General features: G+C 47.4%; 21 protein-coding genes. 8 read left to right on the top strand and 13 right to left on the bottom strand.

Annotated elements, in window-relative coordinates:
* The first annotated feature begins 100 nt into the window (after positions 1-100).
* Positions 101-457, top strand: a complete 357-nt coding sequence (locus LEUMU_RS0123090; protein WP_022954670.1) for a Lin0512 family protein — start codon at positions 101-103, stop codon at positions 455-457.
* Positions 454-816 carry a Lin0512 family protein gene (locus LEUMU_RS0123085; RefSeq protein WP_022954669.1) on the top strand — a complete coding sequence of 121 codons (363 nt, stop codon included), beginning with the start codon at positions 454-456 and terminating at the stop codon, positions 814-816. The genes LEUMU_RS0123090 and LEUMU_RS0123085 overlap by 4 nt, the downstream gene beginning before the upstream one ends.
* A gap of 66 nt (positions 817-882) precedes the next feature.
* Here the strand turns inward: LEUMU_RS0123085 and LEUMU_RS28405 are convergent, their stop codons facing one another.
* The 5 genes from LEUMU_RS28405 to LEUMU_RS0123060 form a co-directional block, all read right to left on the bottom strand.
* A complete protein-coding gene (locus tag LEUMU_RS28405; protein WP_022954668.1) occupies positions 883-1,338 on the bottom strand; it encodes a MarR family winged helix-turn-helix transcriptional regulator in 456 nt (151 codons plus the stop codon).
* 114 nt (positions 1,339-1,452) lie between these two features.
* On the bottom strand, positions 1,453-2,061 hold the full coding sequence (locus LEUMU_RS0123075) for an IMPACT family protein (protein ID WP_022954667.1): 609 nt from the start codon (positions 2,059-2,061) through the stop codon (positions 1,453-1,455).
* Between the two features lie 16 nt (positions 2,062-2,077).
* Entirely contained in the window at positions 2,078-2,491 is a 414-nt protein-coding gene (locus tag LEUMU_RS0123070) for a transposase (RefSeq protein WP_022954666.1), read from the bottom strand.
* Between the two features lie 118 nt (positions 2,492-2,609).
* On the bottom strand, positions 2,610-3,728 hold the full coding sequence (locus tag LEUMU_RS27465; RefSeq protein ID WP_022954665.1) for a formylglycine-generating enzyme family protein: 1,119 nt from the start codon (positions 3,726-3,728) through the stop codon (positions 2,610-2,612).
* Positions 3,729-3,738: 10 nt separating this feature from the next.
* Positions 3,739-4,335 (bottom strand): RNA polymerase sigma factor, encoded by a 597-nt coding sequence (locus LEUMU_RS0123060; protein ID WP_022954664.1) that lies wholly within the window; start codon positions 4,333-4,335, stop codon positions 3,739-3,741.
* 233 nt (positions 4,336-4,568) lie between these two features.
* On the opposite strand from LEUMU_RS0123060, the gene LEUMU_RS0123055 reads away from it, so the two are divergent.
* Positions 4,569-5,411 (top strand): LysR family transcriptional regulator, encoded by an 843-nt coding sequence (locus tag LEUMU_RS0123055; protein WP_022954663.1) that lies wholly within the window; start codon positions 4,569-4,571, stop codon positions 5,409-5,411.
* A gap of 41 nt (positions 5,412-5,452) precedes the next feature.
* Here the strand turns inward: LEUMU_RS0123055 and LEUMU_RS0123050 are convergent, their stop codons facing one another.
* On the bottom strand, positions 5,453-5,677 hold the full coding sequence (locus tag LEUMU_RS0123050; protein WP_022954662.1) for a hypothetical protein: 225 nt from the start codon (positions 5,675-5,677) through the stop codon (positions 5,453-5,455).
* A 127-nt stretch (positions 5,678-5,804) separates the two neighbouring features.
* A complete protein-coding gene (locus LEUMU_RS0123045) occupies positions 5,805-6,575 on the bottom strand; it encodes an adenosylcobinamide-GDP ribazoletransferase (RefSeq protein ID WP_022954661.1) in 771 nt (256 codons plus the stop codon).
* Between the two features lie 166 nt (positions 6,576-6,741).
* On the opposite strand from LEUMU_RS0123045, the gene LEUMU_RS0123040 reads away from it, so the two are divergent.
* Genes LEUMU_RS0123040 through LEUMU_RS0123030 form a run of 3 tightly spaced genes read left to right on the top strand, consistent with a single transcriptional unit; the run spans position 6,742 to position 9,772 of the window.
* A complete protein-coding gene (locus tag LEUMU_RS0123040; RefSeq protein WP_022954660.1) occupies positions 6,742-8,409 on the top strand; it encodes a glutamine--tRNA ligase/YqeY domain fusion protein in 1,668 nt (555 codons plus the stop codon).
* A 35-nt stretch (positions 8,410-8,444) separates the two neighbouring features.
* Positions 8,445-8,771, top strand: a complete 327-nt coding sequence (locus tag LEUMU_RS0123035) for a DUF1840 domain-containing protein (protein ID WP_022954659.1) — start codon at positions 8,445-8,447, stop codon at positions 8,769-8,771.
* An 11-nt stretch (positions 8,772-8,782) separates the two neighbouring features.
* Positions 8,783-9,772 carry an asparaginase gene (locus LEUMU_RS0123030; protein WP_022954658.1) on the top strand — a complete coding sequence of 330 codons (990 nt, stop codon included), beginning with the start codon at positions 8,783-8,785 and terminating at the stop codon, positions 9,770-9,772.
* Here the strand turns inward: LEUMU_RS0123030 and LEUMU_RS0123025 are convergent.
* Positions 9,769-10,563, bottom strand: a complete 795-nt coding sequence (locus LEUMU_RS0123025) for a MipA/OmpV family protein (RefSeq protein WP_022954657.1) — start codon at positions 10,561-10,563, stop codon at positions 9,769-9,771. The two genes, LEUMU_RS0123030 and LEUMU_RS0123025, sit on opposite strands and share 4 nt — an antisense overlap.
* Before the next feature lie 95 nt (positions 10,564-10,658).
* Positions 10,659-12,311, bottom strand: a complete 1,653-nt coding sequence (locus LEUMU_RS28400; protein ID WP_022954656.1) for an Ig-like domain-containing protein — start codon at positions 12,309-12,311, stop codon at positions 10,659-10,661.
* A 205-nt stretch (positions 12,312-12,516) separates the two neighbouring features.
* Between LEUMU_RS28400 and glpK the strand changes: the two genes are divergently transcribed.
* Positions 12,517-14,001, top strand: coding sequence for a glycerol kinase GlpK (gene glpK / locus LEUMU_RS0123010; protein WP_022954654.1), 1,485 nt, complete (start codon positions 12,517-12,519; stop codon positions 13,999-14,001).
* Here the strand turns inward: glpK and LEUMU_RS0123005 are convergent.
* The 4 genes from LEUMU_RS0123005 to LEUMU_RS0122990 all read right to left on the bottom strand — a co-directional run bounded on the left by LEUMU_RS0123005 (position 13,996) and on the right by LEUMU_RS0122990 (position 18,085).
* Entirely contained in the window at positions 13,996-15,027 is a 1,032-nt protein-coding gene (locus LEUMU_RS0123005; RefSeq protein WP_022954653.1) for an ABC transporter permease, read from the bottom strand. The genes glpK and LEUMU_RS0123005 overlap by 6 nt on opposite strands.
* Complete coding sequence (locus tag LEUMU_RS0123000; RefSeq protein WP_022954652.1) at positions 15,024-15,914, bottom strand: ABC transporter ATP-binding protein; 891 nt, start codon at positions 15,912-15,914, stop codon at positions 15,024-15,026. The genes LEUMU_RS0123005 and LEUMU_RS0123000 overlap by 4 nt, the downstream gene beginning before the upstream one ends.
* A 14-nt stretch (positions 15,915-15,928) precedes the next feature.
* A complete protein-coding gene (locus LEUMU_RS0122995) occupies positions 15,929-17,071 on the bottom strand; it encodes a pyridoxal phosphate-dependent aminotransferase (protein ID WP_022954651.1) in 1,143 nt (380 codons plus the stop codon).
* Between the two features lie 132 nt (positions 17,072-17,203).
* On the bottom strand, positions 17,204-18,085 hold the full coding sequence (locus tag LEUMU_RS0122990) for a porin (protein WP_022954650.1): 882 nt from the start codon (positions 18,083-18,085) through the stop codon (positions 17,204-17,206).
* 554 nt (positions 18,086-18,639) lie between these two features.
* Between LEUMU_RS0122990 and LEUMU_RS27455 the strand changes: the two genes are divergently transcribed.
* Positions 18,640-19,140, top strand: a complete 501-nt coding sequence (locus tag LEUMU_RS27455; protein WP_022954649.1) for a hypothetical protein — start codon at positions 18,640-18,642, stop codon at positions 19,138-19,140.
* The last annotated feature ends 82 nt before the right edge of the window (positions 19,141-19,222 follow it).

Genomic DNA, 19,222 nt, shown 5'->3' with positions numbered 1-19,222 from the left:
TCGCTTAAGCGAGCACTGACAATGCCTGTCATGGGCTGCTGTTTCATTGGCGTAGAAATTGGTGCACTATGCAGACAAACGACTAACTAAGGAAATAACCATGGCAAAAAGACGGATGGTGGTTGAAATGGGTATGGGCACTGACCTGCAAGGTCAGGACTATACAAAAGCAGCGGTTCGCGCAGTGAAGGATGCCCTATGGCACAACTCGCTGACGATTGCGCCGGCGTTTGGCTTTGATAAAGAGAAAATGCTGATCGAAGTCAGTATCGGCGTCGCCAAGCCAGAGCTGGTTGACAAGGACGTAGTTAAAGCAGTATTTCCTTACGGCCAAGCCAGCGTAGAAGTCGTGCAAGGTGGTCTGGACATTCTGAGTGATTGCGGGACCAAAACGACAGTAATGGCCAATGCCGCCGCTGTGGTGTATTTAGACTTTGCAGAGGAGAGCTTGGCATGACCATGCAACGAATTATCTTAGAGATGGGTACTGGCAACGATTTGTACGGTGAAGACTACACCAAAGCCGCCGTACGCGCCGTGCAAGATGCCTTACACCACAGCTCCATTTCACTGTTTCGCTCAATGGGTATTGATCACGACAGTATGCAGGTGGAAGTTACTATCGGCACTCAGCAGCCGGATAAAGTCGACACCAAAGTCATCGCCAGCCAAATCCCATTTGGGTCGGTGAAAGTGAATACGGTATTTGGTGGTTTAAATGTGTCTGATCCAGTTCAACAAACCGTGACGGTGATTGCTTCAGCGGCCGTTGCAGCCAGACTGGATATTCCGGACGGTCAGTACAAGCCGGCTTAATCGCAGGCTTATACGCAACGCGCCGGCCCCATAAGTTAATTACGGAGCCGGCGCGTGGTTACACAGTCAAAAATCAGCTTTGTCGAAGTTATTGTGTCTCAACACTTTTTGCAGTGTGTGCATAAAGGTTTTGAACTCTTCCTCAGTCAGGCAGGAAAACGACTCTTTTGCATTATCCGCAGCAACGCCCAACAAACTCTCTCGCAAAGCCATTCCTTCAGCGGTCAGCTCAACTTTAACCGAACGCCGATCGGCGATGCTCGTCACTCGCGTCACCAAGTTTTTCTTTGTTAGCTTATCAACAATGCGTGAAATAGGCGCTTGATGCATGCCCGCCAAATGCGCCAATTCATTAATAGACAATCCAGGCCGCTCGTGCAAAATTGACAACGTGACCCATTCCGACACCGCAACACCCGCATCCCGACTCTTTAAGCGTGCTTGCAATTTATTGGTCAGCGCTGAGTGCAAGCAACGCAACCAAAACCCCGGCAAGCCATGCAACCGCAAAGGCTCTTTCATCCTAGTACCCTCGTAAAAACATTTTATAGTTATATGCTATGGAACAGGAAAAGTTTAACACATAGAAAGTCAGCCTGCTCCACCCAGCGTTGCCCAAATTGCTTAGTCATCTAATCAATCATAAGGAAGAATATGTATGCGGCCGCTGGCTTGAGTTTTCAATGTTTCAGCAATGCTTTCCAGCTCGGTATCCGGCACTTGTAAGCGGGCTCGAATGCGCTCGGCATACACCGTTTCAGCCGGTGCTAATTCCAATGCAGCCAGTGCCATATCAACCTTGGTGGTATCCACATAATCGTATTCCAACCAAAGCGGCAGGCTTGGAGTGACGGTTCGCAGTGTCGCGCGATCCAGCAGCTGACCAACTGCGCCGCCGTAAGCCCGCATCAAGCCACCCACACCCAGCTTGGTTCCGCCAAAATAACGCACAACGACTACCGCAAGGTCATAGACCTCTCGCCCTTGTAGCTGCATCAGCATGGGCTTACCGGCAGAGCCGCCCGGCTCGCCATCATCGCTGAATTTTACGCGTTCAGGTTCCCGTAACACATACGCCCAGCAATGATGCCGGGCGTCGGGTTGATCAATACGAATGGTTTGAATGAAATCCTGAGCGGCGGCTTCGTCACCAACCGGTGCTGCATAAGCAAGAAAGCGTGAGTGCTTAATGGGTTCTATTTCAAAACTACAGGGCTCAGCAATCGTTAAGTACGGCAGGCGCACAGCATTCCTCTATTGTTTAATGCACTACCTCACGAATGGGTTGTAAGGTTAAGGCATGACGCATCAGCTTACAGCCGGCAGCGCCAATTTCCCGGCTCCAAATACTCAGAGCTGCAGGGTGTAATGGATACTCACGACAGTACAACGTTTCTCCGCAGAAGTACTGCCAAGCTGGAGAGGACGCCCATCGCGCGCGAACCTCATCATAGCTAAGATTCTCAAGCGCTTGCAAATAAAGCAGGCCAATAATCAGGCGCGGAGATGGATCAATATCCGGGTTAAAGCGTGAGGCTAATGACTGCTCAAGAAACTGCCAATCGATACGATTAGCCAGACGATGCAATCGATCATCTGCGCCAATCATCTCGGTTAACAGCCTTGGAATTAATTCACTGGAATTTTCGACGTTTATTTTTGTAGTCTGTTTCATAAAGCTCACAACTCATACAGGTGTTTACAAACCTCCTTTTCTCAGGAGGACATCGCACTGGCTTACTTATAAAGACGTATGAAAAACAAAAAGCTTAGGGGGGCGTGTGAAATTATTTTTATTTTTTTGATTTAGTGTCGATGAAATCATGTGCCAAGCGAAATCCATAGACATAGCTGCGGTCATTTTCGCCGCCCTTACTGCGTATGGCTGGGCGTACGGAGGCTTCAACAGTATCCCAAGCGCCACCTCGACGCGTTCGCGTGTTTAACTTATCGCACTGAGTTAACCAAGCGGAACCATCTTTGGGCGCGCCGTCGTAACGTTCGTGCCAACAATCTTCCACCCACTCCCAGACATTTCCTGCCATATCATAAAGATTAAAGGCATTAGGGGGGAAACTGCCCACCGGAGAGCTATATCGCCAACGATCCGCACCGCCAACGCCTTTGTAGTTGGCAAACTTCCGACGTGGCCGATCACCCCAGGCAAATGCGGTGGAGCTACCCGCGCGGGCGGCATATTCCCACTCGGCACCCGTTGGTAGTCGGTATTGGCGACCCGTCTTGGCGTTTATCCATTTGATATAAGCTTGCGTATCATCCCAGCTGATACAGACCACGGGGGACTCTTCCGACATTTCAAAGCGGGACGAGTGCCATGAATATTCAGGGTCCATATACCAACTTGGTTTACCTTGGTTTAAATTCAACGAAACACAGCCTACTAACTCTTTTTCAGAATCCGTCAGGTAATCGGTTTCAAGAATAAACTGGCGGAATTGGGCAACGGTGACTTCATGTTGAGCGATTTCAAAGGATTTAACGGTGACCAGATGTGCAGGATACTCAGTGTCGCGGCAGCCAACGATATCATCCTTGCCGACACTACACCCCATGACCATTTCTCCCCCGGGGATGGGGAGCATATTTGGGTATAGACCCGGCGCTTCACCTTGAGGGATCACCTTATATTGAGGATTATTTACTACCAACTGTTGTGCCTTATCGGCAATGGTCTGGCCAGATAGCTTAATCCCGAGCACAACTGCCACGATCACGGCTAAAGCGCCGATAAAACCCCAAAGCCAGTAGCGGTCTTTTCTTTTTTTAGCCGCTTGATCCCGACGCTCCAGCTCAGTCACTGCACGATCGAAAAAGACTTTCACTTCATCGCGGGTATAAACCTGTAAATAGCGGTCTAAGGGCTGCTTATCTTTGGATTGTTTATCGTCCATAAACGCTAACTCAGCACAGCTCTTCGCGTAACTGCTTTAATCTGTCGCGCAGTATTGAAATACGTCGGCCAACCGCGCTCACGGTACGATCAACCATTACTGAGATTTCAGCATAGCTCAAGCCTAGGGCAAACTGGGTGTAGATTAAGAGATCCATCTTGCCGGTTGGCTGTGACTCAATATGATCGAATACCTTATCCAGACAATCAATATTATCCAGCATGGCGACTTGCGAACTGGGGTCAGTGCCCGGCGGTGGCAAGGCACGATTCTCTTCCGGCTCAGCGCTGTGCTGATAGACGTTTAATTGGGTTTTGTGTTTGCGCATATGGTCGATGCACTGATTTCTAACCATGGTGTACAGCAGTGGCAAGCTGCAACTTTTGCGCAGATCATCAGCATGGCAGAGAATTTTAACAGCGACTTCCTGAAGGATGTCCTGTCGCTCGTGAAATCCGATGTGGGGGAATGAGTGGCTGCAGTAGCTAATGTATCGGCTTAAAATACCGAATAACGCACTACCATTGTCGCCATTTTGATCAACAAACTGACTAAGTAACTCACTACACTCTTTTCCATTCAGCAATGAAATGTCATACAGACCCACACAAACCTCACTAGATTTACGGAATATTCCGTAAAAATTATCCGAAAGATATCATAGCATTTAATATACTTAGTCTGACAGCCAAAAAACGTTACTTATCACACGCTTATACCAGTAAATAAACAACGCCGCCTTAAGAAAAGTATAATGCTTCTACTTACTAATGTATTTAGTGGATAAAAAAACATATCATTCCTCCACCTAATCAGCCAGTTATCGGTTATTAAATCTGTATGGATATCGCTCATTTAAAAACGTTCCTTGAGATTTACCAGACACGACATTTCGGAAAGTCTGCAGAGAAGCTGTGCATCACTCAGTCAGCGGCCAGCGCCCGAATTAAACTGCTGGAGGAACGGCTGGGCGTTAAGTTATTTACTCGCGACCGCCATGCCATTGAGCCAACGCCTGCGGGCCATCGTTTTCACAAATATGCGGAGATGACAGTCAGTGGTTGGGAACGTGCCCGCCAAATGGTTGCGCTGCCGGAGGAGTACACACAGTCCTTATCTCTCGGTTATTTGCCGGATACTTGGCACCTATTTTTAAAAGGCTGGGTAGATAAAATTCGCGAGGAAATGCCTGAAACAGCACTCAATCTCACGATTCATCCGGGGCATAATGTGCAAGAGCTGATTTTGAGTGGCTCGCTGGATATTGGCTTTGTATTTGACCCCATTAATTCCGGCGTATTGCAGTCGGTCAATATCGCATCGCTCAAGCTGAAATTATTTGCCAATCACCCTGACACCCTGCTGGAAAATGCAATGGGCAAAGGCTATGTGATGGTCGATTGGGGGGCGCTATTTGAGCATGAACACTCAAGAGCATTTACAGGATTTCCAGCCGCTTCTATCCGTACCAATTATGGCGTGATGGCGTTGGATTTATTGCGGATAAAACGGCGCGCCGCCTATTTACCCGAGCAAATTATTACAAATAACGTTGCGCAGATTCCACTGTATGAAGTGGCTGGCGCGCCCGTATTTGAACGTAACTTATTTGCAGTCTATCGCACTGATAATAGCTCTCAGGCCTTGATCGACAAGTTTATGCAGGTGATTACTGAAAACTAAAATGGGCAGCAAACTGATCGTTCACTGCCCATCGTTTTTGATTAGTAATCGCTGCCGAATGACTCATCAAAGTAATCAAGTGTGCGATTTCTTTCACGCAATCGCTTGCCTTCAAAATAATCATCAAGACGACGTTTTACACTACGCTTACGACTAACTTTCTTGGCACTGGCTTTCACTTTGTCTGATTCACGATCATCAAAATCGGTGTCAACATCCCAGTCATAATCGTCAGAATAGTCAGTCTCTCTATGGTCCTTGCTCACTTTACATATCTCCGGTTGGTGTAATTGCTTTATAGCAAGAAAAAAAACACGCGGAAAACAAATAAAAAACGTCGTGACGATGAAAAATTTTGATCGTCCATTTAGAGATAAATCTACACTGAATAGACTATAGCAATGCGACCACGCTCAGATAAAAGGTAAGCTCTGAAATCTGCTGAATAGCGCCCAAGCAATCCCCCGTGTAGCCACCAATTTTCTTTTTAAAATAGTGAGATAGCCAAAACGAAACGATAATGACTGGAACGATAGTACTCCACCAAAGAACCGGTAGCACCAGCCATAACACAATCACCGGAATCACGCTGTATAGCATTTCCGATAAGCTAAGGCGCATCGAAGTGACCGAGGAAGACTTACTTTTTTCTAAATCGGCAACGTAGACAGAGCACTGCATGATCACTGAGGCCATCAAGCGACTGATTGAATGCCCCGCCAGTAATGCCAGCACTACCAAGTCGGGCGAGACTTGGTGGATCGCTAACAGTAATTGATACTTAAGTCCTAAACTTAACAGCAGACCGATTGCACCATAAGTACCGATGCAGCTGTCTTTCATAATGCGCAGAATTTGCTCTTTCTTCCAGCCGCCACCAAAGCCATCGCAACTATCGGCAAAGCCATCTTCATGAAACGCACCGGTGATAAATACCGTGGCAATCATTGATAGCAGCACGCTGACAGAGCCCGGCAAGACCAGTGTGCTTAAACTATAAGTCAGTGCACCCATAGCCCCTACCAGCAAGCCAATCAGCGGCAAGTATTTTCGGGATTTATTTAAATGGTCTGGACTGTACGGCACCCACGCAGGAATCGGCAGGCGCGTATAAAATGCGATCCCTGAAAACAGGTATTCAAGCTCTAGTCGTAATCGTTTCACGGTTAGCTCGCCAAAAGACCTTAAGTTTAACGTAAGCGCTAACGCAGGCCTAAAATGATTTACCCTAAAACAGTGTGAAAAACATAACCCCCTCTGTATAATCTGTGGCATGTTGCAGTGCAATGCATTGCGCCAGACACCCCAACAGAAGAAGAATCCTACCGTCATGACTGAAACGACCAGACCGCTGAATTTTATCGAAAAACTAATTAAGGAAGACTTGGAGAATGGCGTTGTGCCAAGCATCCAGACCCGCTTCCCTCCTGAGCCAAACGGATACCTGCACATCGGCCATGCGAAGTCGATCTGCCTAAACTTTGGACTGGCTCAGAAATTCGGTGGCCAATGTAATTTACGGTTTGATGACACCAATCCTGAAAAGGAAGATGAAGAATACGTTGATGCCATCAAAGCCGACATTAAATGGTTGGGCTTTGAATGGTCTGGCGATGTGCACTTCACGTCTGATTATTTCGATCAATTACATCAGTGGGCGATTTACCTGATTAAAGAGGGTAAGGCTTATGTGTGTGATTTAGATCGAGACCAAGCGCGCGCGTATCGCGGCTCTTTGACTGAGGCTGGTACTAATAGCCCATTCCGTGAGCGTAGCGTTGAGGAAAATCTGGCACTGTTTGAAGATATGCGACTGGGTAAGTTTGAGGAAGGTGCCTGTTCTTTACGCGTTAAAATCGACATGGCTTCACCGAATATGCACTTGCGTGATCCAATTATTTACCGGATTAAGAAAGCAAGTCATCACCAAACCGGTGATAAATGGTGTATTTACCCCTCTTATGACTATGCACATGGCCAAGGTGATGCGATTGAAGGCGTAACTCACTCTATCTGTACGCTGGAGTTTGAGGAGCACCGTCCTTTGTACAATTGGTTTGTGGCTAACCTGCCAGTACCTTCCACGCCACATCAGTACGAGTTTTCTCGCCTGAATGTAAACTACACCGTGACCAGTAAGCGTAAGCTTAAGCAGTTGGTGGATGAAAAGGTTGTGGATGCCTGGAACGACCCACGTATGCCGACTATTTCGGGCATGCGTCGTCGTGGTTACACGCCAGAAGCGATTCGTGAGTTTATCGACAAAGCCGGCGTCTCTCGCAATGAAGGGATTGTTGATGTCAGCATGTTGGAATTCGCCATTCGCGAAGACTTAAACAACAATGCAGCTCGCGCCATGTGCGTATTGAAGCCGCTGAAAGTCACCCTGACCAACTACCCTGAAGATAAGCAGGAAATGCTGCAAGCACCGGGCCACCCGAGCCGTGATGACTTAGGGTCTCGTGAACTGCCATTCTCTCGCGAGTTGTTGATTGATGAGTCTGACTTTCAGGAAACCGGCAATAAAAAATATAAGCGCTTAGTCATCGGCAAGCGGGTTCGCCTGCGTAATGCCTATATCATCGAAGCGGATGAAGCGGTTAAGGATGAGGCTGGCAATATTATTGAAGTCCGTGCTCGCATTATTGAGAACACCGTCGGTAATGACCCTGAAGATGGCATTAAGCCAAAGGGCGTGATTCATTGGGTCGATGCAGCGGAGAATGTTGATTGCGAAGTACGCCTGTATGACCGCCTGTTTAACGACCCTGCGCCAGATGCGGGCGGCAAAGATTACATGGAGTCATTGAATCCGAATAGCCTTGAGATTCTAAGCCACTGTAAAGGTGAGCTGAGTCTGGCACAATCCGGTATCGAAGACCGTTTTCAGTTTGAACGTGAAGGTTATTTCACCCAGGACTCTCGTTACAGTAAACCAGAGGCCCTGGTCTTTAATCGCGTGATTGGTTTGCGCGATACGTGGGAGAAGCAAGCCTGATACTCAGGCCCGATTTAACCCAATAGGAGGTACGCATGTTAGTTGTATTTACAAATAAGAGTGGCGGCACCGTCGAGATGTTTGAAAAAGTAGCCCTTGATATGATCAAGATGATGGGGCGACGTCAGGCAGTGCCTAGTGCTATTAGCGCCGAGGATTTGCCTGCAGCACTACAAAGCTTGCAACAAGAGCTAAAAGCGCTTGAGCAAGCGGCTGCTGAAGAAGCAGAGGATGCAGACAACAGCACTGAAGATGAGGATGCACCCAAGCAAGTAGGCATTAGTATTCGCGCCTACCCGCTGATTGAATTGATGAAACACGCAATCGACAATCAATCATTCCTTATGTGGGATTACAACTAGGAAACTGCCTCATGGCTACACACGCTAAGCCGCTGCCACGCGTTACAATCTATGCCACTGGAGGTACCATCGCCGGTGGCTCGACCAGCAATACTGACCTGCTGTTTTATACTGCTGGCAGTGTTGGGATCGATACTCTGCTGGATGCGGTACCCGAAGCGAAGCAATACGCTAGCATTACCGGGGAGCAGTTGTTAAACGTGGGTAGCCATGAGATTCGTAGCAGCGATCTGTTAGATCTCAGCAAACGAGTCAATCAGCAGTTTGCTGAAAACTTATCCGATGGTGTCGTCATTACCCATGGCACAGATACGCTGGAAGAAACCGCATTCTTTCTAGATCTGACCGTGTCACACCCGCAGCCCTTAGTGGTGGTTGGAGCCATGCGCCCTGCTTCGGCAATTAGCGCCGATGGCCCTCTGAATTTGCTGCAAGGCGTTTCATTGGCTGCCAGTAGCAAAGGCCGAGGGCGTGGCACGATGATTGTGCTCAATGATCGCATTCAATCTGCGTTTTATACGTCGAAAACGCATGCCAATACACTGGATACCTTCCGGGCGGTTGAGCAAGGCTCTTTAGGCTTTTTCTTGAATGCTAAGCCACTTTTCTATTTTGAGCCGGCACACGTCAGCAACAAACCACACTTTGATATTAGCAATATCACGTCACTGCCACGGGTGGATATTTTATATAGCCATCAAGATGCCTCATCGGATCTTCTGGAGCTGGCCATTGAGCGCGGTGCTAAAGGAGTTGTAATTGCCGCATCTGGCGGTGGCTGGGCTTCGCCTGCATTGGAAGCTGCAGCAGAAGACTTAACAACTGAAGGCTTTCCCGTCGTATTTGCAACGCGTACCGGGAATGGTTTTTCAATCAAACAAGCTAAATTTGGAACTGGTGCGGGACTGATCAATGCACAGAAGGCACGTATCATTTTGATGCTGGCACTCGCTAGTGGTTATGATCAGCAGCAGATAAGCGCCTGCTTCAATACTGGCTAGTAGCTAAAGCGAATACCAAAGCTGGTTCTCAGATCAGATCCTTTATCTTCATCGACCACCGGTGAGTCCAGGATCTGGTCATCAAACCAAGTCTTATGCAATTTGTGTGTTAAAGACCAACGCTTGGTTAGCGGGTATTCCACACGATAGCCCACAAAGTAATTCGTCGTCGCATCAAGACTGTATTCACTTCGCTGGTTTGCACCAGAAGCAATAACCTCATCCGAGTTCACACCAAAATAATAGTCTGAAACTTTACCACTCCAGTAATTCACACCCACCTCAGGGTAAAACTGCAAACGCGTTGATGGAACAGACACCAAGTTGGTGTACATCAAACTGCCTTCAAAGCCATCATTCCTACCGGTGACATCGTAGCCACCAGATAGTATGAATGAGCCCATCGTCGTGCGAGTACTCAGCTTTAAACCAACACTGAACATGGTATCGCGATCTTTCATACCGGCTAGTGCGGCGGAATCACTGGCATCATAGCCCAGATTAAACACACTCACCTTTGGCCTCAGGGCAAACTTAAACGGGCCTCGGTATGGATTAGCGGAGGATGAGCTTGTCTTGGAGTCAGCAGAGCCACCTAGGCGAAATGAAGGAACCAAACTATACCCGGAGGTTGAGTCGATTCCTTTAAATATTGGCTTGCTGTAATTGAAGCTCAGTGTTGCACCGAGCTTCACGGTATTAATGCGAGTTTCAACGGGCTTATCATCCGCTGCTAAAGCAACGCCTGAAAATAGCCCTAAGGCGCAATATAAATAAAGTCGCTTTGTCATGATCATCGCATAATATCGTAGAATTCAGCCCGATTGTATCACAGGAAACTGCGGGCAAACTCCTTAAAACCGCTAGATTTTACGGAGATACGCTATTATTCGGCCTCACCTGACAGTTCCTCAATCGCCACTGAGTAGTCATGTGATAGGTCAGTTAAGGCCTCACTCCCCAGCATTAATGGCGCAACCGATGAGTCAATCACAATGGCTTGTGCACCCAGCGCATTAATTTTTTCTATAATCGCCTGCATATTAGCGGTGTAGTCTTCCAAAGTGACATTTAAATAGTAGTCATTGGTACCGGCAATTAGCCAAACAAAGTCTGGATTTCTGGATGCTATATCCGCATCGAAGCGCGCCAACATATCGGCTGAGGTATTGCCGCCAATGCCACGGTTTACGACCGTCGCATTACTGAGTTTAGAGGCTAAACGCTGCTCAATACCCGCGGACTGGAACCAACTATCACCCAACATGACATGCTTGCCGGTATTAATACTGGCGGCATCCAGGTTTCTTAACGCGAAGTCAGCGATTGAGGTATAGCCAAACCAATTTGGGTGCGAGCCATTATCATAGAAATTCCATACATTCATACCCGAGCTAACGGATGCGGGTAAGGAGCTTTCAAGATGAATGGTACGCCCTTGAACGTAGCTTACCGGAATCGTGTAGTAATCATTGTCATTGGCGCGGTAGGTGATTAGCTGGCCATCTTTTAATGCTGGTGCACTGGTAACTCTTAGCGCGTCATCACCTGCATCAGCATATTCTGACAACACCATCTCGGTAACACCGCCATTCTCCCCGTAGATAAACGAGCGAGCATCTAGCAAACCGTAATGCATGCGAACATGGGTGAAATTCAGGTTTACAGGTGGCACATCAATTGGTGGCACTGGCTCTGCTTGCAAATTGACAGTGATATTTACAGCAGTACTATTAGTTCTCCCCTGCGCATCGGTAAAGGCATACCAGAAGGAGTCTGCGCCCGTGTAACCCGCCTTTGGCGTGTAAGTGACTTTACCGTTATCAATAGCCGCTGCGCCGCCGCTTACCGTTCCAGCATCAACTGCGATAATTTCCAGAGATTGGCCAATATCATTACTCAATACATCAATGGTAATCGGCTGATCAACTAAGGTTTCTGCAACATCAGTAGTTGCTGTTGGCCAACCAATATAGTTTGGATCTGCGGGCTCTTCAGGAGCTGGGTCGACAGGGTCTGTCGGCTCTGGATCTACAGGATCGGTTGGTGTTGGGTCAACCGGCTCTGGATCGACGGGGTCCGCTGGTGTTGGATCAACTGGCTCAGGATCCACAGGGTCTACTGGTGTAGGGTCCACAGGTTCCGGATCGACTGGGTCAGTTGGCTCTGGCTCCACAACCGCCGCCGCTCTAACATCTAATGTCACCTTGGCCGAGTTAGTACGACCTTCATCATCAGTAAATGCATACCAAAAAGCATCCTCGCCCGAGTAATCACTGGCAGAGGTGTAATACAGAGTTTGCTTGTCTTCAGACATTTCCACCGAACCCAGCGCCACTGTAACGGTATTCACTTCAATCAAGCTTAAGTCAATTCCGATATCGTTACTCAATACAGGCAAATTCACACGCTGATTACTGCCAACAGTTACGCTATCTGGCGTGGCGGTTGGCCAAGGGCTGGCGTAGGCATTGTGAGTAAATTGAACGGCGAACAGACAACTAAGTGTCGCTAAACTGAGACGATTATAAATTTTCATTATGATTTCTTTTTTACACCAGCAAAGTGAATTTAGGTTATTGGCAGACAATAACAAGACGCCTCACATTGCCATTAGCCCCATGACGCCCGAGGGTAGCTTTATATGGACAAATGGAAACCGTGCTGGTTTTATATTCGCTTGAGCGGCATGCTTCGCTTCGTTAAGATAGAACGCTAAACGCTGAAAACTATGAGGAAGAATCATGTCGACACCCCAACACTTATTAGCCATCGATCAGGGGACTACCAGCACCCGTGCCGTTTTATTTGATGACAAGGGAAAGCCGTTATTTACCGCACAAACCGAGTTTACCCAGCTATTTCCTCATGACGGCTGGGTTGAGCATGATGCGGATGAGATCTGGGATACCGTGTTGCAAGTCTGTAAACAAGCCATTGCAGCCAGTCACGAAATGGGCGGCACTATTCGCGGATTAGGCATTACCAATCAGCGTGAAACCAGCGTCGTATGGAATCGCAAAACAGGTAAAGCCGTTTACAATGCGATCGTTTGGCAAGATCGTCGTACCTCTGAAACCTGCCATTTTTTGCGCGATGAAGGCTATGAGCAGATGGTGACCAATAAAACGGGGCTCTTGCTTGATCCTTATTTTTCAGCCACTAAAGTCGCATGGATACTCGACCAAGACCCCGCCTTACGTCAACAAGCAGCAAACGGTGAGTTGGCATTTGGTACCATCGACAGCTTCTTGTTGTGGCGACTCACTGGCGGCAAAGTGCACGCTACCGATGCCACCAATGCCTCACGCACCATGCTCTATAACATCCATGATGGCGCATGGGATGAGGAGCTTTTAGAGCTATTCAATGTGCCTGCCAATATTCTGCCAGAGGTCCATGATTGCGCTCACGAGTTTGGCTTTACGGATAAGGAATTATTCGGCGAATCCATCTGCATCGGAGGCATTGCGGGCGACCAACACGCGGCGTCTATCGGCCAAGCCTGCTTTGAGCCTGGCATGATCAAAAGCACCTATGGCACGGGCTGCTTTATGCTGATTAATACCGGTACCCGAGCGATCCAGTCAGATCATCGCCTACTGACCACCATCGCCTACCAACTGGATGGCGTAACGACCTATGCCATCGAAGGCTCGATATTCAGCGCCGGCGCAGCGATTCAATGGTTGCGTGATGGGCTGGGCATTATTAAATCGGCGGGCGATAGCGAAGCCATGGCCGCTGGGCTTGATAGCAATAAAGGCGTTTATCTTGTGCCAGCCTTTACCGGACTGGGTGCACCCCACTGGGATGCAGAGGCACGTGGCGCACTATATGGCTTAACCCGTGACACTGGCCCTGCCGAAATTGTGCGCGCGACGCTGGAGTCAATTTGTTATCAAACCAATGATTTGTTCCGCGCTATGCGTGAAGACGGCGTCACACCCGGCCTGCTCAGGGTTGATGGTGGAATGGTGAAAAACAACTGGCTGGTACAACAACTGGCTGACACCTTACATCTGCGTGTACAGCGCCCTGCAGTCACTGAAACCACCGCTTTGGGTGCAGCTTGTTTGGCGGGATTACAAACGGGTGTATTTAACTCACTCAGCGATATTTCAGCAGGCTGGCAATGTGAAGCCACCTTTGAGCCAGTCTTAAATGAGACGGCTCGCCGGCAGCTACTTAACGGCTGGGATAAAGCACTAAAACGTACCTTATTATGAGTCAGACCATTTAAATAAGCGTGCACCCAAGGTCATAAATACCATCCCCATCACTAACAAAATAATGAGGTGATGACTGACCTGAACGATTGAAGCGCCGTCCAGCATAATACTTCTGGCGGCGCCGATCATGTGGGTTAAAGGCGACAGATCTGCCAGCTTTTGCAGCCAAGGATGTGCGCCTTCCATTGAAAACCAAACGCCAGATACCAACATCATTGGCCAGGTCAGCATATTCAACAGACCACCTGCCAGCTCTTCACTAGTGACTCTTGATGCTACTAACAATCCCAGTGATAGCAAAGCAAAGGTACCTGTAATCAACACCAAAAACAGCGCTAAATAGCTCCCCTCCATAGTAAAATCCATAAAAAAGTTAGTACCGATATACACCATGCTCGTGGTAACCAATACAATGAACAAACGGGAAAACATCTGCGCCATCAAAAACTCCATGGAGCTCATCGGCGTTGCACTCACCCGCTTCAGATAGCCACTTTTTCGATAACGCACAATTACATAGCCGACCCCAAATAAGCAGGCGAACATGATATTCATACCTAACACGCCAGGCACAACCCAATCCACATAACGAATTTGCTTGCCAGTGACTGTTTTTTCGCTAACAACCGGGCCGCCACTGCCTGCCAGTAATTGCTGCATAATATAACCGGTTGCGGAGTCGTGATTGATCCAGTAATGCATCTGCTCCGGACGCAAATCCAACAGCATATCGACCTGATGACGTGCTACTTTGGCCACGATCGCATCCTGATCTTCAACACCATAAAATTGAATATGATCCAAACCTAGCACAGGGTGCAAAGTAGAATCTGGAGCCGCATTTTGCGTTAAGCCTGGCGCGATCACAGCAACTTTATACAAGGCCTTATCTTCATCAGAAAAGATAAACGCCAATCCAAACACCAACAATACGGGTAGCAATAAACTCCAACCCAGCGATGAACGGTCTCGCACAAACTCCAGATTACGAGCATGCACCATGGCTAAAATACGCTTAATCATGCCCGAAGCTCCTTGCCGGTTAGTTGTATAAATAAGTCTTCCAAGGTACGAGGACGAACCTGCAAGCCTTTCAATGAAACACCAAGTGCCAATAACTCAGCCAAGGTCGCATTAACGTCTTGCGTAACGATTTGCACGCTCGCCTGGACTTTATCTAATACGCGATGAGGAATTTTCGCAGTCGCCTCGGCATTGAAATCAGCTTGTGGTAATTCCACAATAACATCCTGAAAGTGCTGAGATAACAACTCATCCGGAGAGCCTTGGGCAATGATTTTACCGTGATCCATAATCGCAATTTCATCACACAGGTTGTAGGCTTCTTCCATGTAGTGAGTGGTGAGCAGCACAGTTTTATCCAGCGCTTTAATACGATTGACCAACTCCCAGAAATTAAGGCGTGCCTGGGGATCAAGCCCGGTAGTTGGCTCATCCAGAAACACCACTTGCGGATCATTCACTAGCGCAATAGCCAGTAACAAACGCTGACGTTGGCCGCCTGATAACTTGCTGGCATCCCGATTTAAGTAACTACCCAGTGCGCAAACTTCAACCAACTCATCGAACGGTAAGGTTTTTGGGTAAAAGCTGGCAAACAAACGAAGCTGTTCGGCAACAGTTAGAAAGTCCTGCAATGCAGTAGACTGAAATTGAATGCCCGCCTGCTCTTTAAAATCACTGCCTTGCGGCTTACCCATGTACAGCACTTCGCCCGCCGTTGGCTTGCTAATACCCTCCATCATTTCAATGGTGGTGGTTTTACCCGCACCATTTGGGCCAAGCAATCCAAAGCAAGTGCCGCGCTTAACGCTAAAATCGACACCCGCTACGGCAACCATGTCACCGTAATGTTTGTGCAAGCCTTTGACTTCGATAATGGTAGACATTTACTGATCACCCTTTAAATAGTGCATAACAACTCCGTTGCACGATCGAGTGTTTCATCGTTTTTAGCAAAGCAGAATCTCAGAATCTTCTGAGCAGGTGGCGTTTGATAAAATACAGAAATAGGAATAGAGGCAATCCCCTTTTCTATCGTCAGCTGACGCGCCAAGGCTACATCATCTAGCTCACTAATTTCGGAGTGATCCAACAACTGAAAGTAGGTACCCGCACAAGGTAATAGCTTAAACCGTGAATCCTGTATACCTGCCACAAAGCGATCGCGCTTCGCCTGATAAAAATCGGCTAGCTCCAAATGATGAGGACTGGATTGCATAAAGTCTGCGAGTGCAAACTGCATCGGCGAGACCGTGCAAAATGATACATATTGATGGACTTTGCGAAACTCCGCCGTTAACTCTGCTGGCGCTATGCAGTAAGCAATTTTCCAACCTGTCACATGGTACGTTTTACCAAACGATGAATTTACAAAAGCGCGTTCGCGAAGATCAGGGTAGCGCAATAAACTCAGGTGCGGCTCGCCATCAAATACGATGTGCTCGTAGACCTCGTCTGAGATCAGCAAAATATCATGCTTAGCGACAATCGCCTGTAGGGCCTGAATATCTGCCTCGGATAAGGTGGTGCCAGTTGGATTATGCGGGGAGTTCATAATAATGGCGCGAGTCTTTGACGTAATACTATCTTCAACTTGCTGCCAATCGATCTTAAAATCTGGAGCTAATAATGGAATATGGACAGCTTTTCCGCCCGCTAGCTCTATCGCAGGCTCGTAAGAATCATAAGCAGGATCAAATACAATCACTTCATCGCCAGTACTTACAATTGTTGTGATGGCGGTGAACAGGGCATCTGTTGCGCCGGAGGTCACTGTGATTTCTTGGTCAGTGTCCACGCTAGCTTGATATAAGCTCAATGCCTTTGCTGTAATAGCTTCTCGCAGAGGTTGCACCCCAGTCATTGGTGCATATTGGTTATGACCCAAGCGCATGTGCTCGGTCACACGGCCTAATAACTCATCGGGGCCATTAAAGTCCGGAAAGCCTTGTGAAAGATTGAGAGCCTGATATTCGGATGCCAGCTGAGACATCACTGTGAAAATCGTGGTTTTCACATTTGGCAACTTAGAATGGAATAGCATTAACAGGCTCCCTGAGTATCAAAAGAATGCCCGCAACTATAGAAGAAAAATTATCAAAAACCTATTAAAGACAGACACAAAAAAGGACAGCCTAAGCTGTCCTCTTTAACTCTTATATCGTGTTAAGCGATATTAGAATGCGTGCTTCAGAGCAATTGCGTACTGATCATCAACACCAGACATGTCAGTATTTACATACTCAGTGATGAATGTAGTGTTTGAACCGATTGAACGCTGGTAGCCTAGGAACAATGTGTTCGCATCATCGTTAACATCACCGTAACCGATGTAGAACTTGTTACCGCGAGCAGAATACTGTGCAGTGTAACCTACATCTGTATCGTTATCTTCGAACTTGCTAGCACGAATACCAACAGCTACAGGACCAAAGTTACCTGACACACCCAGCACTGTGTTGCTGTCATCGCCAGCGACTTCGTGACCCAAGCTAACTGCTGCAGGACCAATTTTACCAACAATACCCAAAGAAACAGTGTTTTCGCCAGCAACAGTTGCGCCGTCACCTGATCCTACATCTGGGCTGTAACCAATTGCATAAGTCACAGGGCCACGTGAGCCTTTGTAAGTGATATTGTTCTGGTCGCCAGCAGCACAGCCACCAGAGTTATGAGAGATGAACTCATCATCAACAACCCAACCTGTGTCTACTGCGTCACAACCGTTGTCAGTATCACCCATGCGAACTTCGCCGAATGCACCTTTGAAACCAACATACAGATCATCAGTAGAGATGTTGCCACCACCGATTTGAGAGTCTGCAACGTTTGCAGTCATGCTACCGAAGTAAGTAACGCCGCCAACTTTCTGCTCTGCATTGAAGATAACTTCACTTCCGTTACCACCGAAAGAAGAATCGCCAGTGCTATCTTGGAAAAGACCAACTGTAACATCACCACTGATTTTCAGCTCTGGCGCGCCCATGTGGCCGTCAGCCATAGCTGCTGTAGAAACTGTCGCTGCTGCAATAGCAATTGCTAATGTCTTAAATTTCATAGTATTTCCCCTACAATAAAAATTTTTAAGGTTTGTTCAGATTAATTATATCTAATAATCTGGCAAGAATGTGTTCTTGGAAGTAAGACTATTATGCCTGTTGGTAAAAAGCAACAAAATTTATTTGCTTCCTGACCAACCGAACAAAAAAACTACAGGCGGTTCATCGAAACTAAAATTTGGCATAAAAAACATACAAATAACGAATAAACGTACCTTTCATTCCTGCTAATGCTTAATATTCTATCACTCGGCCTCTACAAAAATCTCCCCGCTGTCGTACAAGTCACGACACGGGTTCATTTTTAAAATCAGAAAATAAATTAATTTTGATACCTCTCGTCTTCTTTAGCCCTCATGAATCTCTTCACTTTAAAGAATAGCCATTCAACCCTGTGGCAGCTTTCCAACATGAAACAATCAAAATACGCCCGAACTGTTAAGGCTTTGTAAAGAATTCAGGAATATGAGCCGTTTGTCGCCCCTCACGCGCATTAACAATTACAACAACAAAATTAGATAAATTAATCTTTCAACACAACGGAGAGACACTCATGTTAAAACAATTACTACTTACTGGTATCGCAGGTACTTTAATCATAGGTGCAAGCCAAGCCAGTGCACATACATTAGTAACGTCATCCACTTGGGCCAACACCAACCACTCTCATCATAATGCTCAACCTAACCATGCTCCGGCACCCTGGATCAACCAAGAGCAGCGTCAGCAAGCAACCATGATTAAGCAAGGAATCAAAACTTGCCGTATCACCCCAAAGGAAGCACGACGCCTGCAAAACGAACAGCAGGATATTAAACGCTTAGAGCAAAAAATGCGTCGCGGCGGGCTGACGCAGTGGGAGCGTAATACTTTAAAGAGTCGCTTACACAACGCTCGCGTTAACATTAATCGTTTAACTAAGAATAACGTGAAGTGCGGTTCACAAAGACACCACAACAACTCACACGGTCATCGTGGTAACAATATCCATGGTAGCAGTACCTGGAACAGTGGCTCAGTCGGCGGCTCTGCCACGATCTGGATTGCCAACTAAAATAATCGCCTTGGCGATAGTCCTTTAGGCAGCCTTCGGGTTGCCTTTTTTGCGTTTGTCGCTTACCAAAAAATCCAATATA

Origin of the sequence: Leucothrix mucor DSM 2157 (assembly GCF_000419525.1) — a bacterium.
Taxonomy (GTDB): domain Bacteria; phylum Pseudomonadota; class Gammaproteobacteria; order Thiotrichales; family Thiotrichaceae; genus Leucothrix; species Leucothrix mucor.
This window is presented reverse-complemented; position numbering and strand designations above follow the sequence as displayed.

Coding starts and splice junctions, on each gene's coding strand:
- LEUMU_RS0123090 (WP_022954670.1), top strand. CDS start 101: ATGGCAAAAAGACGGATGGTGGTTGAAATGGGTATGGGCACTGACCTG.
- LEUMU_RS0123085 (WP_022954669.1), top strand. CDS start 454: ATGACCATGCAACGAATTATCTTAGAGATGGGTACTGGCAACGATTTG.
- LEUMU_RS28405 (WP_022954668.1), bottom strand. CDS start 1,338: ATGAAAGAGCCTTTGCGGTTGCATGGCTTGCCGGGGTTTTGGTTGCGT.
- LEUMU_RS0123070 (WP_022954666.1), bottom strand. CDS start 2,491: ATGAAACAGACTACAAAAATAAACGTCGAAAATTCCAGTGAATTAATT.
- LEUMU_RS27465 (WP_022954665.1), bottom strand. CDS start 3,728: ATGGACGATAAACAATCCAAAGATAAGCAGCCCTTAGACCGCTATTTA.
- LEUMU_RS0123055 (WP_022954663.1), top strand. CDS start 4,569: ATGGATATCGCTCATTTAAAAACGTTCCTTGAGATTTACCAGACACGA.
- LEUMU_RS0123040 (WP_022954660.1), top strand. CDS start 6,742: ATGACTGAAACGACCAGACCGCTGAATTTTATCGAAAAACTAATTAAG.
- LEUMU_RS0123035 (WP_022954659.1), top strand. CDS start 8,445: ATGTTAGTTGTATTTACAAATAAGAGTGGCGGCACCGTCGAGATGTTT.
- LEUMU_RS0123030 (WP_022954658.1), top strand. CDS start 8,783: ATGGCTACACACGCTAAGCCGCTGCCACGCGTTACAATCTATGCCACT.
- LEUMU_RS0123025 (WP_022954657.1), bottom strand. CDS start 10,563: ATGACAAAGCGACTTTATTTATATTGCGCCTTAGGGCTATTTTCAGGC.
- LEUMU_RS28400 (WP_022954656.1), bottom strand. CDS start 12,311: ATGAAAATTTATAATCGTCTCAGTTTAGCGACACTTAGTTGTCTGTTC.
- glpK (WP_022954654.1), top strand. CDS start 12,517: ATGTCGACACCCCAACACTTATTAGCCATCGATCAGGGGACTACCAGC.
- LEUMU_RS0123005 (WP_022954653.1), bottom strand. CDS start 15,027: ATGATTAAGCGTATTTTAGCCATGGTGCATGCTCGTAATCTGGAGTTT.
- LEUMU_RS0123000 (WP_022954652.1), bottom strand. CDS start 15,914: ATGTCTACCATTATCGAAGTCAAAGGCTTGCACAAACATTACGGTGAC.
- LEUMU_RS0122995 (WP_022954651.1), bottom strand. CDS start 17,071: ATGCTATTCCATTCTAAGTTGCCAAATGTGAAAACCACGATTTTCACA.
- LEUMU_RS0122990 (WP_022954650.1), bottom strand. CDS start 18,085: ATGAAATTTAAGACATTAGCAATTGCTATTGCAGCAGCGACAGTTTCT.
- LEUMU_RS27455 (WP_022954649.1), top strand. CDS start 18,640: ATGTTAAAACAATTACTACTTACTGGTATCGCAGGTACTTTAATCATA.